The sequence below is a fragment of the Acinetobacter sp. TSRC1-2 genome (genome assembly GCF_049895885.1).
GTDB lineage: Bacteria > Pseudomonadota > Gammaproteobacteria > Pseudomonadales > Moraxellaceae > Acinetobacter.
Genome location: NZ_JAFCTF010000013.1, coordinates 17,134 through 35,010, shown reverse-complemented (window position 1 = coordinate 35,010; position 17,877 = coordinate 17,134). Strand labels below are relative to the sequence as shown.

15 protein-coding genes and 1 pseudogene are annotated in these 17,877 nt (G+C 42.0%); 7 read left to right on the top strand and 9 right to left on the bottom strand.

The genetic code is table 11. The annotated features are described in order from the left end of the window. Positions 1–16: 16 nt before the first annotated feature. The 3 genes from rlmD to cysM are packed head-to-tail and all read right to left on the bottom strand — an operon-like array spanning position 17 to position 3,192. Positions 17–1,420, bottom strand: coding sequence for a 23S rRNA (uracil(1939)-C(5))-methyltransferase RlmD (gene rlmD, locus ACP69Y_RS13205; protein WP_425918827.1), 1,404 nt, complete (start codon positions 1,418–1,420; stop codon positions 17–19). Between the two features lie 6 nt (positions 1,421–1,426). Then, positions 1,427–2,248, bottom strand: coding sequence for a 3'-5' exonuclease (locus tag ACP69Y_RS13200; RefSeq protein ID WP_425918826.1), 822 nt, complete (start codon positions 2,246–2,248; stop codon positions 1,427–1,429). A gap of 23 nt (positions 2,249–2,271) precedes the next feature. Beyond that, complete coding sequence (gene cysM, locus ACP69Y_RS13195; protein ID WP_425918825.1) at positions 2,272–3,192, bottom strand: cysteine synthase CysM; 921 nt, start codon at positions 3,190–3,192, stop codon at positions 2,272–2,274. Between the two features lie 153 nt (positions 3,193–3,345). Between cysM and ACP69Y_RS13190 the strand changes: the two genes are divergently transcribed. From ACP69Y_RS13190 to rsfS, 5 genes are all read left to right on the top strand, one after another. Further along, the gene (locus tag ACP69Y_RS13190; RefSeq protein ID WP_425918824.1) at positions 3,346–6,156 is read left to right on the top strand and encodes a GacS-like sensor histidine kinase; all 2,811 of its coding nucleotides are present in this window, start codon (positions 3,346–3,348) and stop codon (positions 6,154–6,156) included. Between the two features lie 129 nt (positions 6,157–6,285). Then, positions 6,286–7,074 carry a crotonase/enoyl-CoA hydratase family protein gene (locus ACP69Y_RS13185; protein WP_425918823.1) on the top strand — a complete coding sequence of 263 codons (789 nt, stop codon included), beginning with the start codon at positions 6,286–6,288 and terminating at the stop codon, positions 7,072–7,074. A gap of 36 nt (positions 7,075–7,110) precedes the next feature. Further along, positions 7,111–7,977 carry an NAD(P)-dependent oxidoreductase gene (locus tag ACP69Y_RS13180; protein ID WP_425918822.1) on the top strand — a complete coding sequence of 289 codons (867 nt, stop codon included), beginning with the start codon at positions 7,111–7,113 and terminating at the stop codon, positions 7,975–7,977. A 35-nt stretch (positions 7,978–8,012) separates the two neighbouring features. Then, positions 8,013–8,807: a hydroxypyruvate isomerase family protein gene (locus tag ACP69Y_RS13175; protein ID WP_425918821.1), complete on the top strand. Its 795-nt coding sequence runs from the start codon at positions 8,013–8,015 to the stop codon at positions 8,805–8,807. Between the two features lie 77 nt (positions 8,808–8,884). After that, the gene (rsfS, locus tag ACP69Y_RS13170; RefSeq protein WP_425918820.1) at positions 8,885–9,283 is read left to right on the top strand and encodes a ribosome silencing factor; all 399 of its coding nucleotides are present in this window, start codon (positions 8,885–8,887) and stop codon (positions 9,281–9,283) included. 104 nt (positions 9,284–9,387) lie between these two features. Here the strand turns inward: rsfS and ACP69Y_RS13165 are convergent, their stop codons facing one another. From ACP69Y_RS13165 to ACP69Y_RS13145, 5 genes and pseudogenes are all read right to left on the bottom strand, one after another. Next, positions 9,388–9,597, bottom strand: coding sequence for a hypothetical protein (locus tag ACP69Y_RS13165; protein ID WP_425918819.1), 210 nt, complete (start codon positions 9,595–9,597; stop codon positions 9,388–9,390). Positions 9,598–10,005: 408 nt separating this feature from the next. After that, positions 10,006–10,323: pseudogene (locus tag ACP69Y_RS13160) on the bottom strand (ammonium transporter); the annotation flags it as partial. 475 nt (positions 10,324–10,798) lie between these two features. Beyond that, on the bottom strand, positions 10,799–12,253 hold the full coding sequence (locus ACP69Y_RS13155) for an NAD(P)(+) transhydrogenase (Re/Si-specific) subunit beta (RefSeq protein WP_425918818.1): 1,455 nt from the start codon (positions 12,251–12,253) through the stop codon (positions 10,799–10,801). Next, positions 12,254–12,580 carry a proton-translocating transhydrogenase family protein gene (locus ACP69Y_RS13150; RefSeq protein ID WP_067723013.1) on the bottom strand — a complete coding sequence of 109 codons (327 nt, stop codon included), beginning with the start codon at positions 12,578–12,580 and terminating at the stop codon, positions 12,254–12,256. An 11-nt stretch (positions 12,581–12,591) separates the two neighbouring features. Continuing rightward, positions 12,592–13,719 carry a Re/Si-specific NAD(P)(+) transhydrogenase subunit alpha gene (locus ACP69Y_RS13145; protein ID WP_424619260.1) on the bottom strand — a complete coding sequence of 376 codons (1,128 nt, stop codon included), beginning with the start codon at positions 13,717–13,719 and terminating at the stop codon, positions 12,592–12,594. A gap of 983 nt (positions 13,720–14,702) precedes the next feature. Here ACP69Y_RS13145 and ACP69Y_RS13140 point away from each other — a divergent pair. Then, positions 14,703–15,629 (top strand): DMT family transporter, encoded by a 927-nt coding sequence (locus ACP69Y_RS13140; RefSeq protein ID WP_425918816.1) that lies wholly within the window; start codon positions 14,703–14,705, stop codon positions 15,627–15,629. A gap of 226 nt (positions 15,630–15,855) precedes the next feature. Continuing rightward, on the top strand, positions 15,856–17,046 hold the full coding sequence (locus tag ACP69Y_RS13135) for an MFS transporter (RefSeq protein ID WP_425918815.1): 1,191 nt from the start codon (positions 15,856–15,858) through the stop codon (positions 17,044–17,046). A gap of 57 nt (positions 17,047–17,103) precedes the next feature. Here the strand turns inward: ACP69Y_RS13135 and ACP69Y_RS13130 are convergent, their stop codons facing one another. Next, the gene (locus tag ACP69Y_RS13130; protein ID WP_425918814.1) at positions 17,104–17,748 is read right to left on the bottom strand and encodes a hypothetical protein; all 645 of its coding nucleotides are present in this window, start codon (positions 17,746–17,748) and stop codon (positions 17,104–17,106) included. Between the last annotated feature and the right edge of the window lie 129 nt (positions 17,749–17,877).

The following is a 17,877-nucleotide window of genomic DNA, read 5'->3' as shown; positions in this document are numbered from 1 at the left end:
CCCTTCTCCTACCTCTTTACTTATCATATTCTAAATCGTTTATTTCTTTGTCTTTTTCGAACAAGGCAATAGATTCGACATGTCCAGTGTGAGTAAACATATCCATCACCCCAGCCTTTTTTAATCGATAGCCATGTTTCACCAACATACCGGCATCACGTGCTAATGTTGCAGGGTTACATGACACATAAACGATTCTTTTTGCACCAAATTTTGGTACATAATGCATTATTTCCTCTGCACCAGAACGCGGAGGATCTATCAATAATGCATCAAATCCCTGGTTTGCCCAAGAATGATGCGAAAAATCTTTTGTTAAATCTTGTGAATAAAAATGTACGTGACTCATCGCATTATTTTTAGCATTTTCTGTACCACGTTGAACCATTTCTTCACTGCCTTCAACAGCTATGACTTGCCCTGTTTCACCGACACAACGAGCAAGAGGTAATGAGAAATTGCCTAGACCACAAAATAAGTCTAAAACGCGTTCACCCTGCTGCAACTGAAGCAAATCACATGCCAGCTTCACCATTTGCGGATTAATGGTTGAATTCACTTGAGTAAAATCGAGCGGATTGAAGTCAAATTTCACATCAAATTCATCCAGTGCATAATGCAAACGCATTGCAGCGCTCGGATCATCTACACGTTGTAAACTGTCTGAACTGGCGGGTTGTAAATACAATTGCCACTGCTTGTTTAACGTAAACTGTTTTAATTGGTTGACATCATCTGCTGATAATTTTTCAGTATGACGAACCACCAGGGCAATATCTTCATCACCCATGGCCAATTCTATATGACCAATGGCTGCTTTGGCTGTTAGACTTTCGAGTAACTGTTTCAGCGCACTAATCGATCCAAATTCACGATCCAGTACCATACAGCGGTCAATGGAAATCAGTTTATTACTTTGACGCTCACGAAAACCTACCACCAGTTTGTCTTTACCTGGAATATAACGTACTCCAATCCGAGCTTTACGACGATAGTCTTCACGTTGCGAACGTAATGGTTCTAACCATTGTTCAGGCTGGATTCCGGCAAAATGTTCTAAATGCGACTTTAGAACATCCTGTTTTAAGCGAATTTGTTCATCTTGCTGAATATGCTGCATATTACAACCGCCACACACGGTAAAGTGGGGACATTTCGGTTCAACACGGGTTGCAGCAGGTGCGCTTAACAGCTCAATACTGTCCGCTTCTTCTAAACGTTTAACCACATTGGTAATTTGCGCTTTAACAGTCTCGCCAGGCAAGGCGTAGCTGATAAATACCTTTTTACCCTGCTTGTCACTTGGGTGATCCGGGTGTGTTCCATAGTGCGCTATCCCCCGTCCTTCGTGTGAAAGTGACTCAACCTGAAAAGTGTAAATCGGCTGTTGAGCTGGACGTGGCTTGGTTCTATGTTTCATGAATACCTAGAGTGTGGGAGATAAAAAGTCTGCAGCTGTAAATTCAGTACGTTGTGAGGTTTCACGCCATACTGCTAAAAACTCTGCATGTTGCGGTTGAGTCGATAAAAATTCGATGGTGCGCTGAACTGCTTCACGATAATCATTGAGTAAAAGCTGACCTTTTAACAATGACCAGCGCAGATAAATCAGCCAGGTATTCAGCACGTCACCTTCGCAGTAACTGGTGAGTTTTTGCCATTCTTGCTGACGTACATATTCAGGCACATGATAGGCACCATCACCACGCTTACCTGGATACCCAAGTAAATGTGCCACATCATCTAACTTTTGAAATTGGCGGCCATTAAACATCGCAATCACATCCATTAAATCGACATGACGATGATGATAACGATTCTGGTAGTTATTATAGCGCTTTTGCTGATTAATTTCGCCCTGATCGAATAAGGCGGGCGCAGACAAACCATGATACATGGCCCGAAATAGAATGACTGGCAAATCAAATTGCGAGCCATTCCAACTGACTAAGGTTGGATGACGCTTGTCAAAAATCGAGAGAAATTTCCTTAGAATTTCCGCTTCACTATGCTGTTCTCGACTAAACGAGAACATTTTTATGCCGCCTTGCTCATCTAGCCATAAACCGGAAATACAGACAATCTCATGCAAGGCCAAACGTTGAAAGTCCATGCCCGATTCTTGACGGCGCAATTTAATCAATGCCTGTTCTAAATCTGCTTCTGGCAAATCTAGATCATACAAATGCGCTCCCGATTTTAAATCGGTCAAGGTTTCTATATCGAAAATTAAAACAGGTAAGCGCATCTTAACTCACAAAAATTACAGATTTATTCTGGGTCTTTTACAGAGAACAAACCTGTAGAAAGATAACGGTCACCACGGTCACAGATGATACATACAATCACCGCACCCGGATTTTCTTCAGCCAGTTTGATTGAAGCCCAAACTGCACCGCCTGATGAAGTTCCGGCACTAATGCCTTCTTTGCGCGCCAATTGACGCGCCGTTTTTTCCGCTTCAATTTGCGGAATATCCATAATCCGGTCAACGCGCTTAGGGTCAAAAATGGTGGGAAGATATTCTTCTGGCCACCGACGAATACCTGCAATATTTGACCCTTCAGAAGGTTGTAAACCGACAATTTGAATATCCGGATTTTGTTCTTTTAGGTATTTGGAAATCCCCATAATCGTCCCTGTAGTTCCCATAGAACTGACGAAATGGGTAATTTTACCACCTGTTTGTTGCCAGATTTCAGGACCCGTGGTGAGGTAATGTGCTTCCACATTGTCCGGGTTGCCAAACTGGTTTAACACCAGACCAATACCATCTTTTTCCATTTGCAGCGCCATATCACGCGCTTCTTCCATGCTTGAAGATTCAATCAGTTCAGCGCCATAAGCACGCATCGCATCTTTACGCTCCTGACTTGAACCTGCTGGCATAATGAGTTTTATTTTATAGCCACGCATTGCAGCAACCATCGCCAAGGCAATACCTGTATTTCCGCTTGTCGCCTCAATCAATGTATCACCCGGTTTAATTTGACTGCGTTTTTCAGCTTGCATAATCATGTTATACGCTGGACGGTCTTTCACCGAACCTGCAGGATTATTTCCTTCAAGTTTAGCCAATACTGTTGCTTGAGTGTGACTTGCTAGACGTTGCAAACGCACCAGAGGCGTTTTGCCTACGTAATGGTCTAACAAAAATTCGTCTGCTTGAAAATCAGGGGTGGTATTACTCATTATTTGCACCTATATCGAGGTGCACCTATTGTATGAAAAAATGCTCCGCGCTGCACCCATTTAACAGGCTTTTTATTGAAAGTGATTAAAGCACAGTCAGTTTTAAATAAAGCATGCTAATATTCCGTGCATAGAAAATAAACTGCTTTAACCATGTCAAATATCAATAAAAAGTTATTTAAACGTCTACACTTAAATCATGCTTATGGACAACTCATTGCACTGATTTTTGTGCCGATTATGATTTTGGCATGTGTCGGGGCATTGCTGGTTTTATCCGAAACATCCGATGCATCACGTGCGCAGCAACGTCAAATGGCAATTGCCATTGTGACCCGTTATCAGCTCACCTCCGAAGCAGCAATCGACTTATTAAGTAATTATCCATGGCAGTATGATCAAGCACGTAATGCCATGCAGGTCATGCTGAATGAAAAATATTTAATTCGCGCAGCCATTATTGATAATAAAGGCAAAAACCGTTTAAGTATCGGTTTTCAGGATCAGGAACCTTGGCCAAAGATTGACTCTAAAGCCTCTTTTGTCGGCCCCATTCTACATCATGATAATAATATTTATGCGCTAAAAATTAATGAGCATACTGAAACGCCTGCACGGTTGGTTATTGAACTGGACAACCAACCGCTAGAAATTGCGCGTTATCGGGTCATGGTGGTGCTGATTGCCACAGGCTTACTGACTTTATTATTACTTTTATTGTGCCTGAATTTCTATTCGCGTCGCTGGATTGCACCGATGTATGAAATTCGCATGCAATTGCAACGCTTAAATGCCGATACCCTTGACCAGCACATGGTGATTAACAGTACCGGTGAGTTACGTTTGTTGCAGCGCGATATTGCCAATGTGGTCAAACGCCTGCACTTTAGCTTTTTAGAACTGAAAGAACATACCGAACAAACTGAAGACGATTTACGTCGCACCTTAGATACCTTAGAAGTCCAAAACATTACCTATCGCCAAGCACGTGACCAGGCGATTTCAGCCAACCAGTCCAAATCAGTGTTTCTGGCCAATATCAGTCATGAATTGCGTACTCCGTTAAATAGTATTGATGGCTTTATTCATTTATTGCTGCGTCAAGGCAACTTGAGCAACGAACAAAACCTGTATTTGCAAACCATTCGTAAATCATCTGCCCATCTTCTGGCACTGATTAATGACGTACTGGATTTCTCTAAAATTGATGCCGGCAAACTAGAACTGGAAACCGCACCTTTTGACCTGGAAGAAGCCATTTATGATGTGATGGATATGCTCTCTCCGCTGGCGGCTCAAAAGCATATCGATATGGCTTTTTATTATGCCGATAATGTTCCAACGCAAGTGATTGGTGATGCGCTACGCTTCAAGCAGATTCTGACCAACCTGATTTCCAATGCGATTAAATTCACCCCAGATGGTGAAATTATTGTCCGTACCCGTATGGAACATGACGATATTGGACAATGTTTGTTGCATTTTAGCGTTCAAGACAGCGGTATTGGTCTCAGTGGCACAGACCGTAAAAAACTGTTTGAGTCTTTCTCACAAGGTGATGCTTCGGTGACCCGTCAGTTTGGCGGTACAGGACTTGGTCTAGCCATTTCCAAACAGCTGGTGCATTTAATGCAAGGTCAAATTGGCTTTGAAGATAACCAGGAACGTGCACCAACTGAAAAAGGTTCCACGTTCTGGTTTACCGCCATGTTTGCTGTGGATGACGAAATTGAAATTGTTCATCCGCACTTTAATAACATGCAGGTGGTGTCTTATTTAGCTCATCCTGCAACTGCCAATATCTTGCGTCATTATCTTGAAAATTATGATGTACATCATGTCGAAACCAGCTCTATTCTGGATTTATTCAGCCAGCTAAATCAATTCTCGGAAAGCGATGAAAACACCTGGCTAATCGTGGATCATAGTGGCGATGGCAAAGCCTTGCTGAAAGAAATTCGTAACCGTTATCATGGCAATATTGCAGTTTACGGCTATCAGATGTCGCTCGATCCAAACATGCTCAATGAATATCGCGCACGTCCACTGTATCAACCTTTAAGCCGTAGCGCCTTAATCCAGCTGTTAAGCAATCAGCCTATTTTCGACCAAGATGTACATGAAGAGTTTAATGGTCAAGGCTTACATGTCCTAGCAGTTGATGACCACTTGCCAAACCTGATTGTTTTAGAGGCCCTTTTAGGTGAACTGAATGTCAAGACGACCAAGGCTTTAAGTGGTCAAGAAGCACTGGAAATCATTCAGGATCGAATTGAAAAAGATCTGCCTGCATTTGATGTGGTGTTTATGGATATTCAGATGCCCGTAATGTCCGGAGTAGATACGACTCGCGCCATCCGTTCCCTGGAATCAACTTTAGAAAACCATAAACGTTTGCCGATTATTGCATTAACGGCACATGCACTCGCAGATGAAAAACAAAAGCTGTTACAGGTCGGCATGGATGATTACGTCACCAAACCGATTCAGATGGATCAGATTATTCAGATTCTGACTCACTGGACTTCGGAAAGCTTTAAAAAGGCTAAAAGTGTAGAGAAATCCATTGTGATTGAAGCGCTTGATCCAAACATTTTAGATTGGCAACAAAGCTTACAACTGGCGGCCAATAAAGAAGATCTGGCGCTCGATCTACTTAAAATGCTGGTCGACAGTTTCACAACCGAACTCGCTGAGATGCAGCAATTGATTGAAATGGAAGATTTCCCGCAACTGGAACATGTGCTGCATCGTTTATATGGGGCAACCCGCTATGTCGGTGCACCTACTCTACAAGAAGCGACAGGTGGATTTGAGCAGTTTGTTTCCTCGTTACGTAAAGAACGTCGTAAAGCCGATGAAACGTTTATTCAAGAAACCTTAAAACGCTTTGATGAATTACAGTCGGTCATTCAGCAAGTCGAACAGGCATCGCAGCAAATTTTGAACAAACAAAATACTTAACTCAGGCTTAGCGGCATTTCGGAAGTCATGTCTATGTGTAGATGTGACTCTCCTGTCATGTATCGTGGCATGTATCAGAGAAATGCCCATGTTATGCTCAAAACAATCGAAAAAATCAGGTCTATACCCATGGCGTTACTTCGCATAGAAAAAAATAATGGCATCGCAACTGTTTCTTTAAACCGCCCGGAAAAACGCAATGCCATGAGCTTTGCTTTGTTACGTGAATTGGTCAATGCAGCCAATCAAATTAAAAAAGACCGCTCAATTCGCTGTGTCATTTTAACCGGCGAAGCGCATGTGTTTAGTGCCGGGATTGATCTTGCCGATTTAAACGCCCCTAAAAATACCGCTTATGCGGCTTGGGAACTGATCAAACCGGGGCAAAGTCTATTCCAGAAAGCTTTTCTGATTTGGCAAGAACTGCCTGTTCCTGTGATTGCTGCGATTGAAGGTTATTGCCTGGGTGCCGGGATGCAATTGGCACTGGCTGCGGATATTCGCATTGCCCATCCAAATACCCAAATGTCGATTATGGAAAGCCGCTGGGGACTGGTGCCAGACATGGGACTGACCCGTTCAATTAAAGGCATTATTAATGTCGATCTTGCCAAAGAATTGACCTTGACTGGACGTATTTTCGATGCCAATTATGCCAAGGAAATTGGTCTGGTGACGCATTTGGATGAATCGCCACTCAGCAAAGCCCAGGCCCTTGCAGAAGAAATGTTGCAACGTTCTCCTGATGCATTGACTGCAGCCAAACGCGTACTCGATGCCATGGAACATGAACCGAAAAAATCTTTACGCCTAGAGAAAATTTGGCAATTGAAATTACTGCTAGGTAAAAACAGTAAATTGGCCCGTAAAAAAGACAAGAACCCGGAAGTTCAGTTTTTACCACGCCAATATAAGTAAAATATCCAGACAACAGGATTGTGCAGAGAAAAACACATGAGTTTTGATCGTAATACAAAAATTGCATTTTTAGGCATGGGACTGATGGGCAGCCGCATGGCGACCCGACTGATTCAAGCAGGTTTTGAAGTCGCAGTGTGGAATAGAACTGCCTCGGCCTGTGATGTGCTGATTGATATGGGTGCGACTGCCTTAAATTTGCAAGACATCGGACAATATCCTGTTATTTTGACCTGCTTAGCCGATGATGTTGCAGTGCAAGCCGTCTATGATCAGATTCAGAACCAGTTATCGGCTGGACAAGTGATTGTAGATTTCTCAAGTCTGTCTGTGGATCAAACCAAGACTTTGGCAGAGCAGGCAAAAACTCGCCAAGTCCAGTGGATTGATTCCCCTGTTTCGGGCGGAACTGCCGGCGCTGAACAGGGAACTTTAGTGATTTTTGCCGGTGGTGACCTGCAAACTATCCAGAATTTATCGCTGATTTATAATGTACTTTCCCAACGTGTAACCCGTATGGGCGAAACTGCAACTGGACAAGCCACCAAAATTTGTAATCAACTGATTGTTGCAGCGAATAGCACTTTAATTGCTGAAGCGGTGGCTTTAGCGGCGCAAGCCGGTGTGGATACCACTTTACTTGCCCCTGCACTTGCGGGAGGTTTTGCCGACTCGAAACCTTTTCAAATTTTAACCCCGCGTATGGCAACCCATACTTTTGAGCCGGTGCAATGGAAAGTTCAAACCTTATCCAAGGACTTAAATAATGCTGTGCAGCTTGCTGAACAATTCAATTTAAATATTCCTGTTGCAAAACAGGCACTCTCACAATTGAAAACCCATCAGAATAAAGGTTATGCTGAAGCGGATCTTGCCACTGTGATTCAACTGGTTGAATCTTAAAGCAACTCATTTTCTAACGAGCAAGGAATAAGGGCATGATTAAGCTAGCGGTAAATTTATCGATGATTTTTACTGAAGTGCCGCTGATTGAGCGCTTTGCTCTCGCTCAGGCACAGGGGTTTAAGCATGTTGAAATTCAGTTTCCCTATGAACTCAGTATTGAGCAAATTCAAACCCAGCTGACCCTTCATGACCTCACGCTTTGCCTGATCAATGTGCCAGCGGGTGATTTAATGCAAGGTGGCAATGGTCTTGCTGGTGTACCGGGAATGGAACTTGAGTTTCATCGTGGTTTAGAACAAGCCATTCAATATGCCACAGCACTGAATGTACCGAGTGTCAACATTTTAGCGGGCAAGCAGCCGCTCGATGCAGACCTATTGCCTTGCTTAAATACTTTGGCGAAAAATTTGAAACTCGCCTGTTCAATGCTGGGTGAACATCAGATTCAGCCGGTATTTGAAATGGTTAATGGCACAGATATGCCGCGCTTTTTGGTTCAGAATATTGCTCAAGCCCAAGAAATACTGGAAGCTGTGCAGCACCCTGCGCTAAAAATGCAATTTGACTGCTATCACATGGCGATGATGGGTGAACAGGTACTTGAAGAGTTAAAAGAAAATATTCACGATATTGGTCATATCCAATTTGCGGACTGTCCTGGACGTCACGAACCCGACACTGCTCAAATTAATTTTGCGGAAATATTTCAATGGCTTAATCAAAGTAGCTACGCGGGCTATAGCGCTGCAGAATATCGCCCTCAGGCACACTCCCAGCATTCGTTTGCATGGAAAGATAAATATTTTGTAAAACATCCGCAAAGTTAAATTATGAACGGATTTGAAATTCGGCACTAAAACCGCTATATTACAGGATGAGTTATTGTCCGGAAATAAAACCCTTTATGAATTTAGAACCATCGCCCAGCGCTTCTAATTCTCTCGATCTCGCAATGAATTCTCAAGCTAAAGATGTACAAGCTTGCTTAAAAGTTGTACATGAAGCCCTATCAGATGTAAAAGCAAAAGATATTCTTGAACTTAATGTTGGCGCTATTAGCAATGTAGCAGACTATATGGTCATTGCTAGCGGTACATCATCCCGTCACATTAAAGCCCTCGCAGACAACGTTGCTGAAGAAGCACGTAAAGCGGGTTTCCGCCCAATCGGCGTTGAAGGTGAACGTGATGCGGAATGGATCTTAATCGATCTTGGTTTTGTGGTTGTCCACGTTATGCTTCCAACAGCGCGTAAATTTTACGATCTTGAAAGCTTATGGCGTGCTACTCCAGAATCTGCTTAAAGCAAGAAAAAGCGACCATAAGGTCGCTTTTTTTATCTTGGTCGCTCTATTTCTAGATTCAGCCATTTCCAACTGAAGCCTTCCATTTTCAAAATCGACAACATTTATAACAATTGATGTAAATCCACATCAGGATATTTCGCCCTGATGTTCATTTTCACACGGGTATAGACTTGATCTGCTTTCACTGGCCCATAAAAATCCCAATAACATTCATAGATTGCAGTAATAACTTGGGCATAGCTGGTCAGCAGTAAAAACTCCACAAAAGTAGTCTGATTAATTTTTGCATAAGTTACTATGACTAAACACATCGCCTGCAGTTGTTTTTAACCTCATCCTTGAAGGCGTTAAAACCAGCTTCTAAAACAGTCAGCATCATCCCATTAATCAAATCAGAAAAACATCTGAAAGATGAGTTGAAATTAAATTTGCTGATTCCGCTTTCGGTTTTATCTCTAATAAAATGTGCTTTTCAGCAGCCGAAATTTCAGATAAAACTTGCTTAAGCATATCTTTAAGATAAAAGCACAATTCTTCGGTATTACAAATTTCACTTAAGAAGCGATTAAGTACAAAAGAAGGTTTGTCTCCCTATTCTTGTTCCCAATAATGTAATGCACGTTCTACTACCGCACCTTACATATAAGGACTTAAGCCACGTTCAATCGCTTGTTTCTTTTGCATCACACTGAGTAATTCATTTGGCATGGCTAAACTCCTTAGTGACGTTTGGTCATATCATCAGTTTCAAAAGTTACATCGCGCTGAAATTCAGAATAAGACCATGCTGCATGTTCGGTATAATCCAGACCATGTTGCTCACGTTGCGTGCTGACGCGTAAGCCGCTCAACAGTTTATCCAGTAATTTAAATACGATTAATGCAATTCCACAGCCTCAAGCAAATGCGACCATTACACCTAAAACCTGAATTGAAATAATGTGTGAATTAAACATATCGGTTTCAAAAAATAAGCCGGTGGCAACTGTTCCCCATGCCCCACAAAAACCATGCACAGTAACCGTATCGACCACATCACCACTCACACACTGTTAAGTGACAAGCATATTTCTTGAGTATTGGCAGTAGTATTTGTTGCATCTTCACTGACAAATGCAGGCAATGAAAAATGCCGATAATAGCAACACCAGATACTTTATTATTTTCATGAATAGCGCCCTAAAACCTATTCACGAAATCGCAAAATAAATGCCAAATTTAAGGGATATATTTTTTATTTTAGAATGTTATGAAACCTGCATCTTTTAAAGCGGTTTCAGTTTCTTTGTAATAAACCAGACTAAACCCTTTTTAAGTCAGTAAGTAAAAATAGATCCTTAACTACCATTTTATGAAGTACTTTAGCTCTGTCATTCTTTAATACCGCACTAAATAATGAAATTGATCAACCTCTAACAAAGTGTTTCATTATTTCGCACTTACTTATATCTTTAAAAATCTTGCATTCTAAAAATAAAAAACCACCCAAAGGTGGTTTTTTAGACTTAAAGCTTAGTGGCCAGAACCATTAATTGCTTTAGTCATATCTTCTACTACTTTCTTGGCATCACCGAAGATCATCATGGTCTTCTCGTTATAGAACAAGTCATTGTCCAGACCTGCATAACCTGTTGCCATAGAACGCTTGATCACCATGATGGTACGCGCTTTATGCGCTTCCAAAATTGGCATACCGTAAATTGGTGAAGTTGGATCATCTTTTGCCGCAGGGTTCACCACGTCATTCGCACCAATCACCAGAACGACATCCGTTGCAGGGAAATCAGTGTTGATTTCGTCCATTTCCAAGATGTCATCATAGGCAACATCAGCTTCTGCAAGCAGGACATTCATGTGACCCGGCATACGACCTGCCACTGGGTGAATCGCAAAACGGACTTTCACGCCTTGTTCTTTCAAGATTTCACAGAGTTCTTTCACAGCATTCTGTGCACGACCTTGCGCCATACCATACCCCGGTACAATTACAACGCTGTCCGCATTTGACATCAAGAAGCCTGCATCATCTGCTGAACCTGAACGGTGATTACGCTGAACTTTCTCACCATTGTCTGCTGCTGCAACTGCTGTACCGCCCATTGCACCACCAAACAAGACGTTGATGATCGAACGGTTCATCGCTTTACACATAATGTAAGACAGAATCGCACCGGATGAACCGACAAGCGAACCTGCAACGATCAGCATGTTGTTCTCTAAAGTGAAACCAATACCTGCTGCCGCCCAACCCGAGAACGAGTTCAATAGCGATACCACAACTGGCATGTCACCGCCACCGACCGGTGCAATCCATACCCAACCGAACACCAGCGCCAAAGCAGTCATTGTCCAGAATGCCTGCATGTTGCCTGTTGAGAAGAATACAAAGCCAGACGCTAACATCGCAAGGAAAATAATCGCTTGTAGCGGTTTAACCCATGCACCTGAAATGGTTTTTGCCCATTTTTTTGCAGCCAATTTACCATAGGCAAATACAGAGGCTGTAAAGGTAATCGCACCCACAAAACAGCCCACAAACAATTCAAATAAATGAACTTTGCTCATGTGTACATGCTGAACGCCTGCAGCAGTCAAAGCCGCTTCATTTTGTGTAAATAATGCAGTTAACTGGTTGTTATGCAGAATGGCAGCAATTGCAATTAAAACCGCCGCCAAACCCACCAATGAGTGCATCAGTGCAACAGTTTCAGGCATCTGTGTCATCGGAACAGTACGTGCACGTGCAATACCAACCACACCACCAAGTACCATCGCACCGATAATCATCCAGACCACAGGATGCTCAGCAACAAAGAATGTCGTGATCACAGCGATCGCCATCGCGATCATGCCGTAACGGTTACCTTGAATAGCAGTCTTAGGACCAGATAAACCACGAAGTGTTAAGATAAAAAGAACGGCGCCTACCAAGTAGAACCAATCCGCATAGTCTCGAATAAATTCCATTTATGAACCCTCTTTTTTCTTTTGCTTCGGCTTAAACATTTCAAGCATACGTGCAGTTACTGCAAAACCACCGAAAATGTTGATACTTGCCAAGAACACAGCCACTGCACCCAAAATGCTCACAATGTTCACGCTTTGGAAAGCCACGTTTGCGTCTACGCCAATCACCGGCAAGCCCACAGTTTGAATCATTGCACCGACCACAATAATGGAAGACAGTGCATTGGTAACAGCCATCAGTGGCGTGTGTAAAGCGGGTGTTACGCCCCAAACTACGTAGTAACCTACGAAGATGGCAAGGACGAAAATTGTAATCGTTTCAACCATGATCTATCTCCTTAACCACGCTTTAACAGCACTTGGCCGCCATGAGCGACGAGTAGCGCTTTTTGAATTTCTTCTTCTGGATTAATGACAAAGTTTTTGTCTTGATCAAAAAGAGTTTCCAAGAAATTAAAGACATTACGTGCATAAAGTGCCGAAGCTTCAGTCGCGACTGTTGCCGGGATATTTGGAATACCTAAAATGGTCACGCCATTATCGGTTACGACATTTTCGCCGCACTTAGAACCTTCAACGTTACCGCCTGATTCAACCGCCATATCGAGGATAATTGAACCTGGTTTCATTTTGGCAACGGTTTCAGATTTGATTAAACGAGGTGCATCACGGCCTGGTAACAGTGCAGTAGTGATCACGATATCCGCATTGGAAACGGCTTTGTCGACAATCGCTGCCTGGTCTTTAATGTATTGCTCACCTGGCATCCATCCATAACCGTTTTTAGCAGCGTCCGCAGCTTTCTGCTTTTCTTCGTCAGACATGGGTACGTCTAGCCATTTACCGCCTAAAGACTCAACCTGATCGCGAGCGGTTGGACGTAAATCCGTTGCTTCAACAACAGCACCCAAGCGCTTTGCAGTCGCAATTGCTTGTAGACCGGCAACACCTACACCCATAATCACTACACGGGCAGGTTTAACCGTACCTGCAGCAGTCATCAGCATCGGGAACATGCGCTGGTATTCAGCAGCCGCCAAAAGTACCGATTTATAACCGGCCAAATTGGCTTGCGAAGACAATACATCCATGTTTTGTGCGCGGGAAAGCGTACGAGGTAAAAGCTCTAATGCAAATGCAGACACCTGCGCGGATGCAAATTGGTCAAGTTCAGTATTGCGGTATGGGTCAAACATCGCAATAACTGCGGTATTTGGAGCAAGTTTTTGAATTTCGTCACCTTTAGGCGCACGAACTTTCAAAATAATTTGACTGCCGGTATAAGCATCATCCGTAATTTTGGCACCGACTTGTTCATATGCACTGTCAATATAAGCGGCTTTAACACCTGCTCTACGTTCAATGACCACTGTATGACCAGCACTGATCAACTTCTTTACTGTTTCTGGTGTTGCAGCCACACGACTTTCACCGATAACAGTTTCGGTTGGGATTCCGATCTGCATGAGCCTTCCTCAAGCTAATTTTTCTTAAGTAAACATTGCAGTTAGCAATGTTTCCCCCTAGATGCATTTTTGTTGAATTTTTGGATTCTAATTGAACTTTTTTAAATTACCACCCAATATTTATTTAATAAATACCCATATTTTGAACTGGTAATTCATAAAAATAATTATACGATATCGCATTTCTTGGTTCCGCCTTGATTAAAATTTCTTTTACCCACCTAATTGCCATTGCAATACTTTCTTAATTCTTATTTTTAAACGCGGATTATGATTTTTTAGGCTTGCTTAAAAAATATGCATTGATCATTCTGACAATTTACGCTTTTACGATAAATAAAACGCTAACTTAAAGATGCCCTCATTTAGGGATAAAACAGCCTATTTCAGCGCTACTTTTAATAAGATTGGCTAAAGTGACATGATACACAGACTGATTGAGCAGAAAATCTGCCTGTTTTTAAAAGATCATTTCTAAAAACAAGCTAAAAAATAAATCACGCCTGCTCTCGACCGTTCTCAATTTCAATTGTTATTTTTATCAATCAAGTCTTACTTGCCATAAGTCTAATAAGATCAAAAAAATAATTGAATTTTTTTTGCTCACCATTTCGCTTGATGATGATTTAATCGTATTTTTACATAAATGATATTTTGTGCACCATTTTAGTGCAATCAACAAATATTCATCCCTATATCGCTATTTCCACTGATAAAAACGATCAAGTTTAGCGCTTTACGATTTCTCTACGGCACATTCAGCTCATTCATCTGATCATTTAAAAGAAGATTCATGTAATTAAGTTCAGTTTTTCTTTTATCGCTCCTTTCTTGAAATAAATTAAACCCAATAAAAAAGGATTCATTCCGAATTAGAATCTTAGCCATCATATTTCTGCATTTCACCTTGCTTAGCAAAAACTTTATAATTCACGGTTCTACACTTCCTCTTTCATACTTAAAGCACGTCCCAAGTAGGTAAAATGAAACTAAGTCTAACAAGAACACAATTAGGTTCCTTGTTCGCTGTTTGTGCTGCTTTTTTATTTAGCACCAAAGCTATTTTTATTAAACAGACCTATGCACTCTCCCCGCTAGTCGATGGCACGGTTCTCATGGCTCTAAGAATGGCCAGTGCGCTGCCTTTCTTCCTTCTGATTTGCTGGTTAAGTCGACATCAAAATAAAAACATTAACAGTACAGATTGGGCAATCCTGATCCTTGCAGGCTTGATTGGTTATTACTTGGCAAGCTGGCTGGATTTTGTCGGGCTGATGTATATCAGTGCCTCACTGGAACGGATTATTTTATTTTTATATCCCACGATGACGGTTCTGGCTTCAAGCATCATCTATAAACAACGCTTAAGCTTTAAAAGTCTTTTCGCGATTTTGCTCAGCTATGGTGGGACAGTCATCGTGATGCTACAAGAACAAAGCAATGTTCCGCATCAAAGCAATTTCTGGCTGGGTGCAAGTTTAGTGTTTGCCAGTGCTGTGGCATTCGCAAGCTATTTATTATTAACACCGCGGCTGATTCAGAAATTCGGTTCATGGAACTTTACCGGTCTTGCACTGAGCATTGCCTGTATTGGCACCCTCACCCATTATTTAATTGCCATTCCTAATCCAATTGGCCTACTCACGCAGTTACCCAGTTCTGTGATCTGGTATGGTGTTGGGCTAGGCTTTATGGTCACGGTTTTACCTACGGTATTATTGATGCAGAGCATTGAACGCTTAGGTGCTTCACAATCTGCCATGATTGCCTCTATTGGTCCTATTCTGACCATTATTTTGGCGACTGTTTTCTTGGGTGAAAAAATGAATGCGATTCAATGGTTCGGCTGTGCCTTGAATATTGTCGGTGTGATGATGATTACCTTATCGAAAAAGAAACTCGTCCACTAAGCATCTGCATTTAATTTCTATTAATAAGGCAGTTCGATGGGTTTTAATAAGCTCAACGCAGCTTCCGAAAAGCACTCATTTTTAATCCAAGAAATTAGTGACCTGGGAAATATCCGCCTTTATCTTTTTGTCTGCTAATTCCTGTCTCAGGTCTTGCTATACTGGGTCGGCTCATTGAAATGCAGCAACCGCGAACCGTCAGTAAAACATTAAGCAAAGGACTTTTATGAACACTTCTCTCGACATTAGCCAAGATAAATCTTTGCTATGGTTGATGGCTATTGCTTGTGGTTTATGTGCGGGGGCAAACTATTACTGCCAGCCTTTGATTTCATCCATCCAGCAGTATTATCAGGTTCCTGAGTCTCAAGTAGCACTGACCGTCACCTTTGCCCAGATCTCTTATGCATTAGGCTTATTGTTTATTGTGCCTTTAGGCGACATGCTGAATAAAAGCAAACTCATTCCTTTTCTTATGCTGGGTGCAGCCGTGGGCTTATTTATTTGCGCCAGTGCTGTGAATCTGCCGATGCTCTGGATTGGAACCATTATTGCGGGACTTTTTTCTGTGGCTGCACAAATCTTGATTCCCTTGGCCACCATGGCGGTGAAACCAGAAAAAACCGGAGAGGTGGTTGGCTTCCTGATGAGTGGCTTGCTGGTCGGTATTCTGCTTTCGACCAGTATTGCAGGATTACTTTCCGACCTGTTTCACTGGAAAATGATCTATGTGCTCAGTGGCATCGCTATGCTGGGCTTAAGTTTCTATTTGAAAGGTAAATTGCCGAGTCTGCCACGGCTGAGAATAAGCTATGCGGCGATTTTTAAATCCATGGCAATTTTATTAAAACAGGAACCACGCTTGGTGTTGCGCTCGCTTACAGGAGCTTGTGCTTTTGCCGCCATGAGTATGCTGTTCTCTACCATTGCCCTGTTGCTCACCCAAAAACCCTTTCAGCTTTCTGATGTCATGGTCGGTCTGGTCACGTTGGTCGGGGTGTTTGGTGCGCTTTCTACTCAGATGATTGGTAAATGGGCAGATCGTGGCCATATCAAAACGCTGAGCTGGATCGGCTGTTCTATCCTGATCGGTAGCTGGCTATTTCTTTATTTCGGTGCAGTGTCTTTACTCAGTTATATTCTGGGTTATGGCCTGATTAATTTGGGCTTGGCAATCACGCATAGCTGTAATCAGAATGTGATTTTTCGCTTACGCCCGGATGCTAAATCCCGGGTCAATTCACTTTATATGACCTTGTATTTTATTGGCGGTGCCTGTGGTTCTGCGCTCGGTGTTTATACATGGCATCATGGTGGATGGAGCATGACCTGTATCGCAGGATTGGGTTTGGTAATCTGTTCCGCCCTGTTTGCTTTACTCGATATGCATTATCACGCTAAAACACAGATGCTCTGATTAAAAAAGCCTTTCATTGAAGAAGCTGTTTGACTTCAGTGTGAATCACACTTTCCATCAAGAAACTTGCACCATAGGATAAAACGGTTTGCCTAAATCTAAGGTTTGGGCATTTTCCAGCAGGACCAATATAAACACCGGTAAAAATGCCGCCAAAATATTACAGGCATCTTGAAGTTGTTTACGATTCACAGAACTATTATAAGTCACCCCGCCGTGGATCATTTGATTGCGCAAGGTGTAAAGACGATTAAAAATTACGAATAAAATATCGCCCGAAGCTTTTTCTTGTAATGCTCTATGCACCTTCTTCTTTTCCTGCTCAAAATCTTCTTTCCAGGTGACTTGACTAATTTTTTGATTTTGAAAATCCCAAAATCCTTGGTACACATAGGGATTCTCTAATAGCAGCCGAATCGGCTGGCTAAACTTATCCCAAAGAATATTATAAATTTTAAATTCCTGATCTTTTTGGCAAATTAGATACAAAAACTGTCGTAAAGATTGCTTATCCTGGATGATGGCGACATCCTGCGCATAAATGGCATTGAATGAAATCCAGAGGCTCATAAATTTAAGGTCAAGATCGCTATCGAGTTCGACAGATTTTTTGAACCAGCTTAAGCCACGATGAATTCTTAGATTGAAATAATCAGAATGCTCGGCCTTTTTACTTTTAAAGATTTCTTCCAAAAGCATCATTTTAAATTCTCATACTTTCTTATTCTTATAATTAAACATACTCAATTTTATAATATTTACAATATAAAGAATTGCTTATACAGCCATTTTTTATCGAATAATCAACAACCTAAAATGTTGATTATTTTT

Coding starts and splice junctions, on each gene's coding strand:
- ACP69Y_RS13140 (WP_425918816.1), top strand. CDS start 14,703: ATGAAACTAAGTCTAACAAGAACACAATTAGGTTCCTTGTTCGCTGTT.
- ACP69Y_RS13150 (WP_067723013.1), bottom strand. CDS start 12,580: ATGGTTGAAACGATTACAATTTTCGTCCTTGCCATCTTCGTAGGTTAC.
- ACP69Y_RS13130 (WP_425918814.1), bottom strand. CDS start 17,748: ATGATGCTTTTGGAAGAAATCTTTAAAAGTAAAAAGGCCGAGCATTCT.
- ACP69Y_RS13190 (WP_425918824.1), top strand. CDS start 3,346: ATGTCAAATATCAATAAAAAGTTATTTAAACGTCTACACTTAAATCAT.
- rsfS (WP_425918820.1), top strand. CDS start 8,885: ATGAATTTAGAACCATCGCCCAGCGCTTCTAATTCTCTCGATCTCGCA.
- cysM (WP_425918825.1), bottom strand. CDS start 3,192: ATGAGTAATACCACCCCTGATTTTCAAGCAGACGAATTTTTGTTAGAC.
- ACP69Y_RS13185 (WP_425918823.1), top strand. CDS start 6,286: ATGGCGTTACTTCGCATAGAAAAAAATAATGGCATCGCAACTGTTTCT.
- rlmD (WP_425918827.1), bottom strand. CDS start 1,420: ATGAAACATAGAACCAAGCCACGTCCAGCTCAACAGCCGATTTACACT.
- ACP69Y_RS13155 (WP_425918818.1), bottom strand. CDS start 12,253: ATGGAATTTATTCGAGACTATGCGGATTGGTTCTACTTGGTAGGCGCC.
- ACP69Y_RS13135 (WP_425918815.1), top strand. CDS start 15,856: ATGAACACTTCTCTCGACATTAGCCAAGATAAATCTTTGCTATGGTTG.
- ACP69Y_RS13145 (WP_424619260.1), bottom strand. CDS start 13,719: ATGCAGATCGGAATCCCAACCGAAACTGTTATCGGTGAAAGTCGTGTG.
- ACP69Y_RS13165 (WP_425918819.1), bottom strand. CDS start 9,597: ATGTGTTTAGTCATAGTAACTTATGCAAAAATTAATCAGACTACTTTT.
- ACP69Y_RS13180 (WP_425918822.1), top strand. CDS start 7,111: ATGAGTTTTGATCGTAATACAAAAATTGCATTTTTAGGCATGGGACTG.
- ACP69Y_RS13200 (WP_425918826.1), bottom strand. CDS start 2,248: ATGCGCTTACCTGTTTTAATTTTCGATATAGAAACCTTGACCGATTTA.
- ACP69Y_RS13175 (WP_425918821.1), top strand. CDS start 8,013: ATGATTAAGCTAGCGGTAAATTTATCGATGATTTTTACTGAAGTGCCG.